The sequence below is a fragment of the Paenibacillus etheri genome (assembly GCF_001012825.1).
Lineage (GTDB): Bacteria > Bacillota > Bacilli > Paenibacillales > Paenibacillaceae > Paenibacillus_AQ > Paenibacillus_AQ etheri.
In genome coordinates, this window is record NZ_LCZJ02000026.1 from 519174 (window position 1) to 534997 (window position 15824).

13 protein-coding genes are annotated in these 15824 nt (G+C 44.6%); 4 read left to right on the top strand and 9 right to left on the bottom strand.

Annotated elements, in window-relative coordinates; genetic code table 11:
* Positions 1 to 42 precede the first annotated feature (42 nt).
* The 6 genes from UQ64_RS17365 to UQ64_RS17390 form a co-directional block, all read right to left on the bottom strand.
* Positions 43 to 609 (bottom strand): Uma2 family endonuclease, encoded by a 567-nt coding sequence (locus UQ64_RS17365; protein ID WP_060624726.1) that lies wholly within the window; start codon positions 607 to 609, stop codon positions 43 to 45.
* Between the two features lie 263 nt (positions 610 to 872).
* Positions 873 to 1661, bottom strand: coding sequence for a response regulator transcription factor (locus tag UQ64_RS17370; protein WP_060624728.1), 789 nt, complete (start codon positions 1659 to 1661; stop codon positions 873 to 875).
* On the bottom strand, positions 1654 to 3354 hold the full coding sequence (locus tag UQ64_RS17375; protein ID WP_060624729.1) for a sensor histidine kinase: 1701 nt from the start codon (positions 3352 to 3354) through the stop codon (positions 1654 to 1656). The genes UQ64_RS17370 and UQ64_RS17375 overlap by 8 nt, the downstream gene beginning before the upstream one ends.
* 154 nt (positions 3355 to 3508) lie before the next feature.
* Complete coding sequence (locus UQ64_RS17380) at positions 3509 to 5164, bottom strand: ABC transporter permease (RefSeq protein ID WP_060624731.1); 1656 nt, start codon at positions 5162 to 5164, stop codon at positions 3509 to 3511.
* A complete protein-coding gene (locus tag UQ64_RS17385) occupies positions 5161 to 6261 on the bottom strand; it encodes an ABC transporter ATP-binding protein (protein WP_060624732.1) in 1101 nt (366 codons plus the stop codon). The genes UQ64_RS17380 and UQ64_RS17385 overlap by 4 nt, the downstream gene beginning before the upstream one ends.
* Positions 6262 to 6283: 22 nt before the next feature.
* Positions 6284 to 7306: an extracellular solute-binding protein gene (locus UQ64_RS17390; protein ID WP_060624734.1), complete on the bottom strand. Its 1023-nt coding sequence runs from the start codon at positions 7304 to 7306 to the stop codon at positions 6284 to 6286.
* A gap of 671 nt (positions 7307 to 7977) precedes the next feature.
* Here UQ64_RS17390 and UQ64_RS17395 point away from each other — a divergent pair.
* The 3 genes from UQ64_RS17395 (at position 7978) to UQ64_RS17405 (ending at position 10321) form a co-directional block, all read left to right on the top strand.
* Positions 7978 to 8280, top strand: a complete 303-nt coding sequence (locus UQ64_RS17395; RefSeq protein WP_060624735.1) for a hypothetical protein — start codon at positions 7978 to 7980, stop codon at positions 8278 to 8280.
* Positions 8270 to 8593 (top strand): hypothetical protein, encoded by a 324-nt coding sequence (locus tag UQ64_RS17400; RefSeq protein WP_060624737.1) that lies wholly within the window; start codon positions 8270 to 8272, stop codon positions 8591 to 8593. Before UQ64_RS17395 ends, UQ64_RS17400 begins: the two co-directional genes overlap by 11 nt.
* 336 nt (positions 8594 to 8929) lie before the next feature.
* Positions 8930 to 10321 (top strand): SpoVR family protein, encoded by a 1392-nt coding sequence (locus UQ64_RS17405; protein ID WP_060624740.1) that lies wholly within the window; start codon positions 8930 to 8932, stop codon positions 10319 to 10321.
* A gap of 102 nt (positions 10322 to 10423) precedes the next feature.
* Here UQ64_RS17405 and UQ64_RS32915 read toward each other — a convergent pair whose 3' ends face one another.
* From UQ64_RS32915 to UQ64_RS17415, 3 genes are all read right to left on the bottom strand, one after another.
* The gene (locus tag UQ64_RS32915) at positions 10424 to 10681 is read right to left on the bottom strand and encodes a GNAT family N-acetyltransferase (RefSeq protein WP_082651174.1); all 258 of its coding nucleotides are present in this window, start codon (positions 10679 to 10681) and stop codon (positions 10424 to 10426) included.
* Between the two features lie 400 nt (positions 10682 to 11081).
* Complete coding sequence (locus tag UQ64_RS17410; protein ID WP_245238049.1) at positions 11082 to 12005, bottom strand: AraC family transcriptional regulator; 924 nt, start codon at positions 12003 to 12005, stop codon at positions 11082 to 11084.
* A 210-nt stretch (positions 12006 to 12215) separates the two neighbouring features.
* The gene (locus tag UQ64_RS17415) at positions 12216 to 14111 is read right to left on the bottom strand and encodes a PrkA family serine protein kinase (RefSeq protein ID WP_060624741.1); all 1896 of its coding nucleotides are present in this window, start codon (positions 14109 to 14111) and stop codon (positions 12216 to 12218) included.
* A gap of 180 nt (positions 14112 to 14291) precedes the next feature.
* Between UQ64_RS17415 and UQ64_RS32220 the strand changes: the two genes are divergently transcribed.
* Positions 14292 to 15230 carry a DUF2161 family putative PD-(D/E)XK-type phosphodiesterase gene (locus tag UQ64_RS32220; RefSeq protein ID WP_060624744.1) on the top strand — a complete coding sequence of 313 codons (939 nt, stop codon included), beginning with the start codon at positions 14292 to 14294 and terminating at the stop codon, positions 15228 to 15230.
* Positions 15231 to 15824 lie beyond the last annotated feature (594 nt).

Here is a 15824-nt window from a genome sequence, read left to right on the forward strand (position 1 = left end):
AACCGGTCGAGAATGTATCTCGCCGGTTGATAGTGTTTGTTGTTATAGAGTAAATAACGTGTTCATTGGAATTTGTAAATCTTTAAAGACGATGGATAGAATCGTTTCCAGCTCCGTATATAAATGACGCACCTGATAACTGCCATCATCCAAAGTATACACATGAACCGTTCGATTCCCAGGATCAACAATCCAGTATTCCTGAACTCCATGCATCTGATATAAGTTGAATTTCTCATTAAAGTCCTTCAATGCCGTGGAAGGTGACAGCACTTCAATAATTAGGGTCGGAGCACCGTTACAGCCGTTCTTGGATATTTGGTCCTTCGAACAAACAACTGATAGATCCGGTTGGGTGACTTGATCGGGTGATTGATAATCGTCACTTTCACTGAAAAACACATCAAACGGAGCCACAAACACGTAGCAACTCCGATTCTGAAAGAATGTCCGTAGAGCGAAATGAAGTTCTCCTACAATAAATTGATGCAATGAGGTCGGAGCTGGAGACATATTATACGCTTTGCCGTTAATTAACTCCCAAGATCCCTCCCATGTCAGCCAATCTTGATAGGTATGGATTTTCTTCTCATCTGGATTTGACACCATGTTTGACCTCCTTCTGATATGCGTAAGAACTTTTACTAATTGTACCATGCTCAAACGGAGCGTTGCTAATTTTCACTCGTTCAATATCAAAGATACTTACGAATTACCATAAAAACAACTTTTGAGGTAAGGGGGGATCCCTGAAAATCTCGGAAGTGTGGCTACACTTCCAATGCTTGCTATCCCAAATAAACAATTATATATTCGGCAATAAAGAGTTACAATTGAACACATAGTCTCATTGTCTCCAACGCTTCATCGCATTACATGTCCTTCTCCCCGAAATATTCTAGGTATTTGCTGGGTGTCCCATGTGCGTATTTTTTGAAGATGCTGATAAAATATTTATAATCACTAAAACCAATATCCTGAGCAATGGTATAAACTTTTCCATCTCCGGCTTTTAACAAATCAATGGACTTCTGAATACGGTAGCGATTCAGGAACTCATTGAAGGTGTAGCTGGTATCCGCCTTGAATTTCTGATTCAAATAATAAGCGCTTAAATCAAGCTCTTCCACGAGATCATGAATGCTGATTTTTTTAGGATAATTCTCCTGCACATAGGCGATCATTTTGGATACGTACTTCGATGTCTTCGTCTCTTTCTCCAGAAACCGACTGTTAATGATCTCCTCTTTCTCTTGCGGATGATTGGAAATAATCTCGTATTTGCGGAGAAGGTCCACTTTGGCCTTCGCCGATTCCAATGCTGCGATGAGTTGATCGTCCTCTAACGGCTTCACGAGAAATTCAGTTACGCCTAACTGAATCGCCTGTTTCGCCAATTGAAATTCATTATAGCCCGAGATGATGATACTACTGAAGGTATACTGCTCGAGCCCCTCACGAATCATGGATATACCGTCCATAATGGGCATGTTAATGTCCGTAATCACGATATCTGGCTTGTATTCGCAGATTTTCTGCAGCCCATCTTGTCCGTTCAGCCCCTCCTCGATCACAATACAATCATATTTCAACCAATCGATACTAAATCGAATGCCCCGCCTTATCATATCTTCGTCTTCAACAAGCAGCACTTTAAACATCTGATCCACTCCTTTCGAAAGGAATTGTAACGGTCACACAGGTACCTTTTCCTTGGATGCTATTCATTCGAATCCCAGATGCTTCACCATACAGAAGCACTAGACGACGATGAACGTTGTACAGTCCGATATGCTGCGTCATGTTATTCTGGCTTTGCAATAGCTGATTGACTTCCTGCAGGGTCTTCTCATCCATCCCTTGACCATTATCTTGAACTTCAAGAATCAGCTGTTCATCCGACGTATAAACACGAATCTCAATCAGGACATTGCTCTGATTCTGATACCCATACTTGATAGCGTTTTCGATAAAGGGCTGCAGTAAAAGCTTAGGAATGAATATATCTTGTGTCTCCTCCGTGACGGAAATGCGATACTCAAGTCGCTCATTGAATCGAATTTGCTGGAGCTTCAAATAATCGCGCACATAATTCATATCATCCTTCAGCTTGACGCTGCGATCATGTCCGATACTATAGCGCAACAAGCGAGATAATAGGATTACAATCTCTTGTGCTTGATTTGCATCGATCTTGATCGCATACCGTAAGGTTTCGAGCACGTTAAAAATGAAATGAGGGTGGAATTGTGCCTGCAATTGTTTGACTTCGATCATCGTACTGAGTTCCGACAGCTCTTTATTTTTCTCCAACAAGTCCTGCAGCCGGTCCAGCATCGCATTATACTCATGACCCAGCGTTTCGAATTCATCCCCCGTCTGAATATCGACATAACCATCTAACTTCCCATCTCTTAGTACATCCAGCGCAGCAACGAATTTGTCAATCGACTCTGAATTGCGGGATGACATTTTATTCGATAAGAACTGCAGCATAATCCACAGCAGCACACAAGTCGCTACGATAAAGATAGCCACGGTATAGTACGTGTATTGTTCTGAGTTATTGGAATTCAACGTAAACACTTGCAGCGGCGTACCTTGGATGGGTTTGGAATACATATAGTAGCTTCCGTTATTAATCTGGGCATGTCCCTGATTATCCAGTGTAGGTTGGAACTTGTTTAGAACCCCTTTGGTAATGTTACTAGTGGTCGCAATGATCGTCTTATACTCATCGGTTATCAACGCGATTTCATTATTTTGCGTAAAGATCAGCTTCTGAAAATCGACTTCATACAGCTGATAGATAATGTAGCCAATCGTCTGACCATCTTTCACGATCGCTCGGCCAAACGAATAGCTTGTAGTCCGATCATGCGAGTACCGGAAGCTGTTCATTTCAGCTATCGTCTCATTCGGATACAACTCCACCCGGTGAATGAAGTTTCGGAAAGAAAAGTCGGAATCCAATAAATTCGTTGGTGCAGAGGTGGCGAGGAAAATCCCGTCTTTGTTCAGGATATGAAATATTCCCTTCACATTCTGTTGGTTGTTGAAATCATAGAATTCAGAGTATACCTTCTCGCTTCCCAAATGTGTACTCACATAGTTCACAACGGCAGGAGAATCCGCCATCCGCTGAATCTCATCATGGTATTGTTGATAGACTTCAGTGATGGAATGACTGATGGATTGTGCAGCTTGATTCGTTTTCTGCATGATGTTGATTCTGCCGTTGACAATCGTAAATATAACGAACAAAACCATTAATAACGCAAACGGAATTATCGTATATAAACGAAACAAGCGACGGGTCGATTCTTTAAAATTGCGATGTTTCCTACGTTTCATGCTGTCCTCCGACTATGAAATCCGACTATGTGCCTTACGCCTCTCCTATTCAGTGTAAGGAAAAAGAGAGGCATTCGTCCATGGTAATAAACTCTAAATGTCAAAACAAGCCGACCCTTATGCCAGGTGCCGACTTGCATGATATGAACGAGCTTTATAGCGATACTTCCTTCTGCCCAGACAGCTTGAGGAAGACCAGCAGTGAGATGACGGTAATCAAAGTTAGTATGGTAGACAACGCAGCAGCGACACCATAGTTGCCTCGAATAACTTCGGTATAAATCGCAACCGTAACCGTCTTCGTTTTCCCCGTATATAAGATGATCGAGGTACTTAATTCCGTAATGATGGTAACCCAGCTCAGAATCGCGCCTGAGACGACACCCGCCACCATCATCGGAAGTGTAATCTTGAAGAATGTTCGCATCTGGGAAGCTCCCAAACTGATCGCCGCTTCTTCAATGCCCCCGTTGATCTGGTGCAATATCGCTGCACTCGATCGAATCGTATAAGGCAAACGACGAATCACGAAGGAGATGATCATAATAAGTGCAGTTCCGCTTAATGCGAGCGGCTTGTCATTGAAGGTAATGAGCAGTGCAATACCTAAGATGGATCCAGGCACGATGTAAGGGAACATGGTGAAAATATCAAGCGTATTCGTCAATGCATTTCTACGACGCACCGTCACATAAGCGATCAGAATCGCGAGCAGAATAATGACGACAAGAGAGACGATCGCGAGGAAGAACGTATTCGCGATGACACCGCCAATATTGCTGAATGCATCAATGTAACTCTGCAACGAGTACCCATCGACAAAGATTCGACCGTTTGTTTTGAGAAAAGACGTATAAATAACGTACAGCTGCGGCAAGAGCGCGATTAGCGTATAGGCATAGATCACAACGTGAGCCACAATATTACCGATACCCGACTTCTTCTTCGCTTCAATCGGATGCAAAGCGCTCATTGTAAAAGATTTACGATTGGATACATATTTCTGCAGCAAGAAGATCACGGTAGCAAAGAGCACGACAATGACGCTAATCGCAGCAGCAAACCCATCATCGCCGCCGACCTCACTAATAAATTCATTGAAGATAAGAACGGGAACGGTTTTAAACCCTTCACCGATCAGCATCGGTGTACCAAAGTCAGCAAGTGCGCGCATGAATACGAGCAATCCGCCCGCGAGCAAGGTTGGTGTAATCAATGGTAACAGTACCTTGCGCATTTTGTTAAATCCTTTGTAGCCCATACTCTCTGCTGCTTCCATCAGTGATTGATCCACATTCTTGAGTGCTCCGGATACATACATAAAGATAAGCGGAACCATTTGTAGCGATAGTACAACGAGAATCCCTGTAAAACCATATATATCAGGCATCGTGAACCCAAATACATTTTTGATGAATTGAGTAATTACGCCGTTTCGGCCTAATAGCAAGATCCAGGAGTAAGCGCCTATGAATGGTGCTGACATCGACGAAATCAGAATCATAATTCGTATGGTAGAATTCCCTTTAATCTTAACCGTTGACATCAAGTAGGCCAGCGGCGTTGCGATCAGCGCAGAGAGCGCGGTAACACAGACAGTCACTTTAATACTGTTGAATAATGCCGTTAAATAATAGGGCTTGCTAAAAAATTTCGTAAAATACGCGAGTGAAAAATCTCCTGTCGTGCCGTTGTAAAAACTCTTAATCAGCATGGTGAATAACGGAAATGCTAGAAAGAGAATATAGAAGACAAAGATTAGTAACGAAATGTTCGTCCAGATGTCAAACCGTTTGCGCGTATCATTCATAGCTGACCGCTCCCTGTGTAGTTCAATTCACCCGCAGCATCGTATACATTAATCTTGTCTGTTTTGACTTTCAGATAAATCACTTCACCGGGGGAAAGGATTTGACTCGTTTTCGATTCCTGCGTGATTTCGATCCGCTGACCCGATTCGAGATCTACGAAATAATGTGTATTTTGTCCCAAGAATACGCTGTGTACAATGGTAGCTCGGATCCCGCTCTGGTCCTCCGTCATGATGAACTCCTCCGGGCGAACCGAAATTTGTACTTTCAGCGAAGCTTGTGGTTTAGGAACGCGAATGTTAGACACTGGCTCAGCATAATCAGAACCGATCTGTAAGGAATAACGGCCTTCCACTTGCGTTAGGGTGCCTTCGATAATGTTCGTTCGACCGATAAAGGTAGCCACGAATACATTGGCAGGACGTTGATAAATCTCTTGCGGTGTGCCCAGGTGCTGAATGATCCCCGATTTCATGACCGCGATTCGATCCGATACAGCCATCGCTTCTTCTTGGTCATGCGTGACGTATACGGTTGTGATCCCAACTTCCCTCTGAAGATCCTTGATTGCATTTCGCATGTCGATCCGTAATTTCGCATCGAGGTTGGATAGCGGCTCATCCATGAGCAGCACATCGGGACGAATGACGATCGCTCTAGCAAGTGCGACACGCTGCTGCTGTCCTCCAGATAGATTCTTCGGCATCCGGTCTTTATATTGCTCGATTTGTACAACCTTCAGAATATCATCGACCTTAGCGGCAATTTGTTCTTTAGGAATCTTCCGGTTTTCAAGACCAAACGCAATGTTGCCTTTGACCGTCAAATGAGGGAAAATCGCATAGTTCTGAAATACCATCCCGATATTCCGTTTGCCTGGTTCGACCTGATTGATGACCCGTTCATTGAAGCTGATCGTCCCGCCTTCAATGCTGTTAAAGCCAGCAATCATCCGTAATAGTGTGGTTTTCCCGCATCCTGAAGGACCGAGAAGGGTGAAGAACTCACCCTTCTTAATCTCCAGGGACAACGCAGGAATGACCGTCGCATCTGCATACTTCTTGACTAAGTCTTTGATGTTAATCGTTACTGTCATGGTTGTCACCTAATTCTTTCGTTTATTTTGTGCTTGTGAATACGTCCGTGTAGTGCTCAATGATTTTGGATTTATTTTTACTGACATAATCCGTGTCTTCGTTGATCATGTTGATCTTGTCGTAAGGCGTCATATAGTCGCCAAGCTTCGTATCTTTACGCAGTGGACGATTCGTTAATTGCGTGCCAAATGCATCTTGCGCTTCTTTGGATAGAATGAAGTCGATAAATTTCTTCGCATTGTCCATATGCGGCGCGCTTTTGATAATACCGGATGCCGCATCTAGGAATACAGCGCCTTCTTTCGGATAGACCACTTCAACAGGAGCGCCGTTTCTTACATAGGTGTTCGATGGATCTTCATACGTTAAGCCAACCACAAACTCCCCGTCAGCTACACTTTTATGAACAGCTCCTGAACCGCTCGCGATTTTACCATCCAGGTTCTTGATTAATTCGCTGACATAGCTCCAGCCTTTCTCGTTCTCATAGTCGCCGCCCATCGCTTTCAGCATATTCGTGAGCTGTGCAAATGCGGAGCTTGAGCTTGCCGGATCGGCCGAAGCAATTTTCCCTTTAAGCTCCGGGTTCAACAAGTCAGCGTAACTGTCAATCTTGATGTTGCCGATCAGGTTCTTATTCACTAAGAGAACGCTTCCATCTGAAACAAAAGGAGTAGCAAAGCCTGATTTATTGCGATGGCCTTCAAGTAGGAATTCATCGTTCTGCGAAACGTACGGCTCATATAAGTCAGCGTTCTCAAGATATCCTGCCATGGATCCGCCGAACATGACGTCAGCGTATGGATTTTGCTTTTCGGACTGTAAGCGCTTAACAATTTCGCCTGTTCCAGCCGTTACTAGTTCAACCTTAATCCCTGTTTGTTTCTCGAACATCGGAATAATCGTCTTAATAATTTCTTCACTGTTCGGACTATAGACAACAAGCTTATTGGATGAAGCAGACTCCTTCTCACTACCACCACAACCCGTAAGCGCTGTCATAACTAACATACCTGCGATGATCAGCATTGAAAACTTCTTCATTGCTATTTCCCCCTCGAACTGAGTTGTTTTGTTTCGTATTTACAATGTTATTGTAACAAGAACCCTACTCGCAGCTGAATCCTATAATTCGCAAACATCGTCTAAAATACGCAACTAATATTCTGGACAAACGAAAGAACGCCGTTTCGGAAAGACTTAGGCGTTCAACTCAAAACAATGAAATAGCAAAACGATGCCGAATAGGTTATACCCCCAATAAAATACGAAAGAAGGTGTAATCGATGATCAAGCAGATCTCTTTAAAGGAACGACGTGGTACTACACGAGATCGCTTCACTAAATATCCCAGTTTCGAAGCATACAAAGGATTTGCAACTCTCACCAATCTCCATACTCCACTTTTAAGTCTTCAAATGCTTTCGTTGGGACCCGTATGTATGCCTACTCGAACAATTCGATCAACACCATGCCCGTATTTATCTGTTTCAAACAAAATATAGACTCCATTTCTGGGGATTAAGTTATCTTCAAAAGGGAACGATGCCTGGTCAATCCATTCGCGATCCTATGTAAGTCGGTACAGTGTTGGCTCATTCTGATTAGCACCCCTAGATATAAAAGAAATTCGTTGATCAAGTGTGAATACGTGTAATCATAACATAAGAAAATCCCTTAGATTATGATATAATGACAAAAAGGCGGTGAACTGAATGTCCATTTCAAAAGAACAATTGGAACAGAGCTTTCAGGGCAAATCTTACGTAGACCTTAAAGATTTGGTCCAGCTAATCGAAGAGAACTTTGGATTCAACGTTACGCTGCAAAGGAAAGATGAACGGCCTACATTTACAGATGAACAGAAGAAGCGAATGACTTCAGTCATTTTTAAAGATGAAGTTGTTCTGTCTCAACTTCATCAAGCTCAGAAGGATCGTAAGGATGGAATTTCCACATACAGTGACAACGAAGAGGAATTTGCACAATTACTGAAAGAGGTTCAGAATGAAATCTGACCGTTATAAGGTTCTCTGGACCACTTACGCTCGGGTAGCTCTTGCCCGAATGAAGGAATATAAAGTAGACCCCATGTACGTCTTCAAACGTTCTAAATCTGTATTGGCTGATGAACCCAAATATAAAGCTGATGGAGTTTCTGACTTCCCTGGTTTTGAATTTAACGGATACTACTGGGTGCTAATCGGCAATGTGATAATTATATACAGGATTGATGAGAGTCTTCGTGAAGTGTATGTCGATGCTTGTTACTTTGCTAACACTGGAATGTCTCATTATGTATTTTGGGGAATCGATCCAGATGAAGAATAGCCTAACCCACACGTAATCGCGCATGGGTTAGGCTATTTTTTGTCCTATAAATCATCTATCTCAACAAGCCACTTACGAATCTTCGGCTCTTTAATTCTTACTAAAGCATATCTGACCTACTTTTTCACTTCCAACATAGTTAATCCGTAATCTAAGTATTTCAATTCAGAAATCCCCTGCTTTATCCAAATACTTCGCACCGTCATACTCCCCCCCTCCTACCCATATACATAATATGAACTACATTGATCGACCCATTTACAGGTAGCCAGACCCCATTTTGTGAGGGTTTATTCTGGTTGGATCTACAGAAATATAGGAAGGAGCAACAGAATCATGCCAAGCGGAGAAATTAATGCGCTGGAGCGGGCGATTGCCGAGATTACGGAGATAGCCACTGGCTTCGGCTTAGATTTTTATCCCATGCGTTATGAAATATGCCCCGCAGATATTATTTATACATTCGGCGCATATGGAATGCCTACAAGATTTGGTCACTGGAGCTTCGGAAAAACTTTTCACAAAATGAAATCCCAATACGATTTCGGGCTGAGTAAAATATACGAGCTCGTCATTAACTCCAACCCTTGTTATGCCTTCCTGCTCGACGGGAACTCGCTGATTCAGAACAAGCTGATCGTAGCGCACGTGCTAGCGCACTGTGATTTTTTCAAAAATAACATGCGCTTCTCCATGTCCAACCGAGATATGGTCGAGAGTATGTCAGCTACGGCGGATCGGATCGCCGGCTATTCAGTAACCTATGGTACCGATGCTGTGGAGAGCTTCATTGATTCCGTGCTGGCCATTCAAGAGCATATAGATCCCAGCTTGATCCAGCCGCGCAAACTAGGTAAAACCCATCTACTGGAAGCTAAAATGAAGGAACTCAAGGATGCCCCTCCAGGCGGCTCCAAATCATCCAATCCTTACGACGAATTATGGAACCTAGACAAAAGCAATTCTGGCCCGCAGGAAGCATCATCTGGAAATCGTGCTTTCCCACCTGAGCCTGAAAAAGATATTGTCTGGTTCATCCAGCAATATTCCACCGTCCTAGAGGACTGGCAACGTGACATTATGACGATGCTGCATGACGAAATGCTCTACTTCTGGCCGCAGATGGAGACGAAGATCATGAACGAAGGCTGGGCTTCGTACTGGCATCAGCGCATCGTCCGTGAACTGGATCTAACGGTTGAGGAAACCGTAGAATACGCTAAACTGAATTCCTCCGTCGTGCAGCCCTCACGGCAAAGCCTGAATCCATACTACCTGGGGTTGAAAATCTTTGAAGACATCGAACGCCGCTGGGACCGCGACAAAATATTTGAAGTTCGCGAGCTGGAATCCGATACCTCTTTTATTCGCAGCTATCTGTCCAAAGAACTGGTGAACGACTTAGATCTCTATGTTTTCGAGAAAAAAGGGCCGGAATGGAAAATCACCGACAAAGCATGGGAAAACGTACGTGATCAACTAGTACTCGCTCGAGTCAATGGTGGGTCACCTTACTTGGTCATCGAGGATGCCGACTTCGAGAAGAATGGCGAGTTATTTATAACCCACCGCTACGAAAGTATTGAGCTGGATCTGAAGTACCTGGAGCGCACGCTCCCTCACATCTACTCTTTATGGGGGCGGACGGTTCATCTACAGACGGTTGTGGAAGACAAAAAGGCGCGGTTCTCATACGATGGCAAGAAGGTGCAGCGGAAGTTTATTTAAAGGAGGAAGAATAGAATACGGCTCTATTCCTTGAAATACAAAGCGGCAGACCAGAACGCGTGTAAACGTTCTGGTCTGCCGCTTCTTTATTTGGTCTGTTGATTATTCAGATTCATTTAACATCTTTGAAAAATATTTCGGAGCCTCAGTAAATCCTTGTCGAGCATAAAATCTATGCGCATCAGTTCTTCTGGAGTGACAATGTACTTGAATTCGGTCACAGTTTCTTTTTCTAGCTAAATTAGTGCAATATTCTTCAAGCATCCGTCCAATTCCCTTGCTCCTAATGGCATTACTTACCACAAGATAACTTATGATTGCAGTATCTCCCGCGAGCCCTAATTGAGGTATGTAATGCATGGAAATGCAAGCGCTTCTCTAATCATCTGCTCCACTCCCCGAGATTATCAAGTTACACGTCTATTTGACTCTATTAAACTACGGGAGGAGATAACCGTCAATCCTCTCTTAATCAATCCATTTTCAGCTACAATATATGAGAAAGCCCGCAGCGTATAACCCGCTGCGGACCTTCTTACGTCGACACCCCGTATCGACTGAATAATTGAACTTTGCAAATGCTGCTGAGGTAAAAGTAACGTAAGGGAAGTTTGGAACTGTAGGAGCGTAGCGTTCGCCTTTGTTTTTGGATTTAATCCGCTAAGGAATAATCAATAAATCCAGAGACAACAGCGACCGAAAGTCCAAACATTCCCCGAAGTTACGATCATCACCGAGCAGCATTTGCCCTTACAGATGATTAGGTCGATTTTTTCACAGGAACATAAATCTCCATCACCGTATCTGGCCGCGAATGGCAGCGTTCGTCATAGAATTCGAAATCCAGCTTACTGTCATCATAGACGTAGCCACTGTCCTTAAACCATTCTTCGAAGATGTACTTCCAGGTACTTTTTATGACTTGCGCAAATTCTACTTGCTCGATATCCGTTGAAGTATCTACTGGCGGCGTTGTGAACACGGCATACTCGGCTTCTGGCACATCCATCGTCAACATATCATCTTCCACCTTGGAGTAGTCCTCCACAATAACACCTAGTAGATAAGTCGCATTGCCATTATCTGAGGAGGGAATACACAAACCGACTTCTCCATGTTTAGGCGGGTTTAGTATTTTATACATTTTGGACTCCAGATTCTCACCCTCATAATGGCTCCAAAAAGAAGCAATATCCTTGGTATACATACTTCCAGCAACATTAGTTTGGATTCCATACCCAGCGACCTTAAATGCAGGCTTGCTAACAATAACAGGGTTCATTATAAAACCTCCGATTTCAAATAGTGTTTTTCCTTTAATAAATCCATCCATCCGCGCCGCATATTGTGTCGGACTATAGCCAAAAGCCTTACGAAAGGCCTTAGTGAACCCGCTTTGTGTCTCAAAACCATAGTCCAGCGCAATATCAATAATTCTTTTGCCGGCAAATAATTCAATCGACGCTAAAGACAGTTTCCGGCTCCGCACATATTCCATCACGGACATTTCCTTGCATAAGCTGAACACTCGGCAAAAATGATACACCGAATATCCGACCTCAGCGGCTATTTCTTCCACTGTTATATTTTCTTTGATATGAGCTTCAATATATTCAACACATTTCTCTATATCCTTACTATAATTCAAGTGCAGCACCAGCCTTCCCCCGTACGGTGATTTCATTATATCAACTGCGAGCGAGGAGGATTGTTCCAGTTTTGCTGAGCTGTATTTTGCTGTATGATCTAATTTTCTCTTTGGTTAGCTGTCCACTCTCACAAGAAATACCTGGCGGAGATCACCACCTGATTCTTGTCCAAACCAAACCAGACCATAGAATAACCGAATAAAAAAGACCACCAAATGGTGGTCCGTAAATGTACTTGTATTCTTTTATCGATTGAGCAAACTTCCCACATACTTCAATAGCTCGTTGGCGCAAATTGGGCAGTAGTGGTGCCCATCAATCAGTCTGGCGCATACCTCGTTAATCCGTTTGAGCTGACTCTCATCTGGTGTTTTGGACGAGGTGGTGATTTTGACGATATCTTTGAGATCTGTGAAGAGCTTCTTCTCAATCGCTTCCCGCAGGCGGTCATGGTTGTTGTATTCGAATTTTTTCCCTTTGCGTGAATACGCGGAAATCCGGATCAGAATCTCTTCACGGAACGCTTTTTTCGCATTCTCAGAGATACCGATTTGCTCTTCAATCGAACGCATTAACCGCTCATCTGGCTCCATTTCCTCATCCGTAAGCGGATCGTGGATTTTGGACCAATTGCAGAACGCTTCGATATTATCGAGATAATTCTCAAATAATGTCTTGGCTGATTCCTCGAAGGAGTAGACGAAGGCTTTTTGCACTTCGCTTTTAGCTAAAATGTCATATTCCTTGCGGGCAATGGAGATGAAGTTCAAATAACGCTCCCGTTCCTCTTTTGTAATCGATGGATGCTGATCCAAACCGTCTTTAATTGCCCGCAGAACATCCAGTGCGTTCATACACTGCAGATCACCTTTGATCAAGGCGCTGGAAATCCGGTTGATAACATACCGCGGATCAATTCCGGACATGCCTTCATCCAAATACTCCGTTTGCATTTCCTTCAGGTCTGCCTCTTTGTAGCCCTCGACCTCTTCACCATCATACATGCGGAGCTTTTTGATCAGATCCATGCCTTGCTTTTTGCTTTCTTTCAGACGGGTTAGAATTGAGAAAATTGCAGCAGCACGTAACGCATGCGGCGCAATATGCACATGTTTCATATCACTCTGGGCGATCAGCTTCGCGTAGATCTTTTCCTCTTCCGATACTCTAAGGTTATACGGAACAGGCATGACAATCATACGGGACTGGAGCGCTTCATTCTTTTTATTAGAAATAAATGACTTATACTCGGTTTCATTGGTGTGAGCTATGATCATTTCATCCGCACTTATCAGCGCGAACCGGCCAGCCTTGAAATTGCCTTCTTGTGTCAGTGACAGCAGGTTCCACAGAAACTTTTCGTCGCATTTAAGCATTTCCTGAAACTCCATCAGTCCACGGTTAGCTTTATTGAGCTCTCCGTCAAAACGGTAAGCGCGTGGATCGGATTCCGAACCAAATTCAGTAATGGTCGAAAAGTCGATACTTCCTGTCAAATCGGCGATATCTTGCGACTTCGGATCGGATGGACTAAAGGTACCAATCCCTACCCGCTCTTCTTCTGACAAAATGACACGAGCCACCTTGACCTGCTCAATATCCCCCGCATATTCATTTCTAAGCCGCATCTGGCAGGACGGGCACAAGTTGCCCTCAATACGCACACCGAGTTCTTTTTCAATCTCTGGACGAAGCTCCAGGGGGATCAAATGTAATGGATCTTCATGCATCGGGCAGCCCTCAACCGCATATACCGCACCCGCATCCGTCCGCGAGTATTGTTCCAAACCTCTTTTTAACAGCGTGACTAGGGTCGATTTCCCCCCACTGACAGGTCCCATCAATAACAGGATCCGTTTACGAACATCTAGCCGGCGTGCTGCAGAATGGAAATATTCCTCCACTAACTTTTCGACTGCACGATCAAGTCCAAAAATCTCCTGTTCAAAAAACTTATAACGTTTGCGTCCGTTTATGTCCTCTACGCCATGCGACTTAATCATGTCATAAACGCGGGAGTGAGCGGTTTTTGCGGGAGAGGGGTCTTTTTTCAAAAGTTCTATATACTGCTTGAAGGTCCCGCTCCACGCCAAACGGTCGTTCTCAGCCCGATACGAAGCTATTCGCTCAAAAATATCCATTGCTCGCTGCCTCCTCTTGCGCTCCTACTTGCTCTCCTATAGCGTTAAAAAGTGTATTACATACCTATGCGGCAAGCGCGGAATAGTTGACCTCTTTTTTGCTGTGCTATAATAGAGAATCATAAAATCGCAGTAAAACCTTAATGGGAACCCGAAAAAAAGAGCTACGGGAGTGACACTATGGCGGTACGACATGAAACGGAGCTTTATGCTCCTTTGAAGGTTTTTTTTGAAAAGCAAGGATACAGCATCAAGGGTGAGGTTCGGACTTGCGATTTGGTGGGTATTCGTGAAGATTTAGAGCACCCTCTAATCGTAGAAATGAAAAAATCGTTCAACCTCGCCTTGCTGCTGCAAGGCGTGGAACGGCTAAAACTCAGTCCTACGGTCTATCTCGCAGTAGAACGTGTCCGTGATAAGAAAGGTGCGGTAAACCAGCGCTGGGGCGAGCTTAGCGGGCTGTGCCGCCGTCTTGGTCTCGGGCTGATCACCGTTGTTTTTTATAAGACCAAGGCCCCGCTGGTTGAGGTGCTCGTCGAGCCAGACGAGACGCCGCCTGCGCAGCGCAGCAACAAGCGGCGGCGCGAGCGCCTGCTCTATGAGTTCCGCGAGCGCAGCGGAGACTACAACACCGGCGGCAGCACGCGCGTCAAGCTCGTGACTGCCTACCGCGAGAAAGCGCTGCGTGTCGCGCTTTCTCTGCAGGCAGCGGAGGCGGAGGCCGCCGTCGCTGCAGAGAAGGCCGCTGCGAAGGCTTCGCTCGCAGCGGGCAAACGTGCTGCGGCGAGCACCGCTGCACAGGCTCCGGCGCTGAGCTCAGCGCCGGAGGGGCGTGCTGCCGGGGACACGGCAGCACGGGAGGCAGCGGCGGCTGGCACGCGAAGCGGTGCCCCTAGCGCTGCCTCAAGCGCACGCTCGGCCGGGATCACTCCGGCCGAGCTGCGGAAGCGTAGCGGCGTACCGAACGCCGCCGCTATGCTGCAGCACAACTACTACGGCTGGTTCCACCGTGTCAGCCGTGGGCGCTATACCCTGACCCCAGCCGGTCAGGCCGCGCTGGTGGAATACGCCGCTATAACCGGCGGCGTACCCCGTGAGCACAATCATCTCAGTAATTAGCTTGCCTATCCTGGCCAGCACTTCTTTCGACTATAATCTTTTAGTCGGATTCTAATCTTTTACCCCGGTTCTAATCATTTACTCAGTCTTTAAACTTATTATTCTAATGTACACATAACATATCTAAATAACGTAAAAAGCATCCCAACTGCGGGATGCTTTTTACGTTTCAATCTTATGCATTTATATTTCATGCATATCGAGTCAATATCTCATTCTTATCGTATTCATATCTTACTCGTAGCTATACCTTAATTTAGCAAAACTACTCTCCGAGCTCAATTTCGAGTCCTTTTTCTATCCACTACTTATTTCCTAATTCTTGCAACCGTAAATATTACATTTTTCATCCACTCAATACTTAAAAACATCCGAAATCCGTCAAGCCATAGAAACACATCTAACCTATGAAGCATCAATCTCAAGGTGATACATTAAATTATAGGGAAATCATCCCTATAATCCCTCAATATAAGCGCTAAAAACCGAGATATAAGGAATTCTGGACCTCTGTCAAGAAAGTAGACACCATTAAACTGCCTTTCTCTTATTAAATTGCGCAGCAAACCGTACCGGCGAAAGATAGCCTAGCGC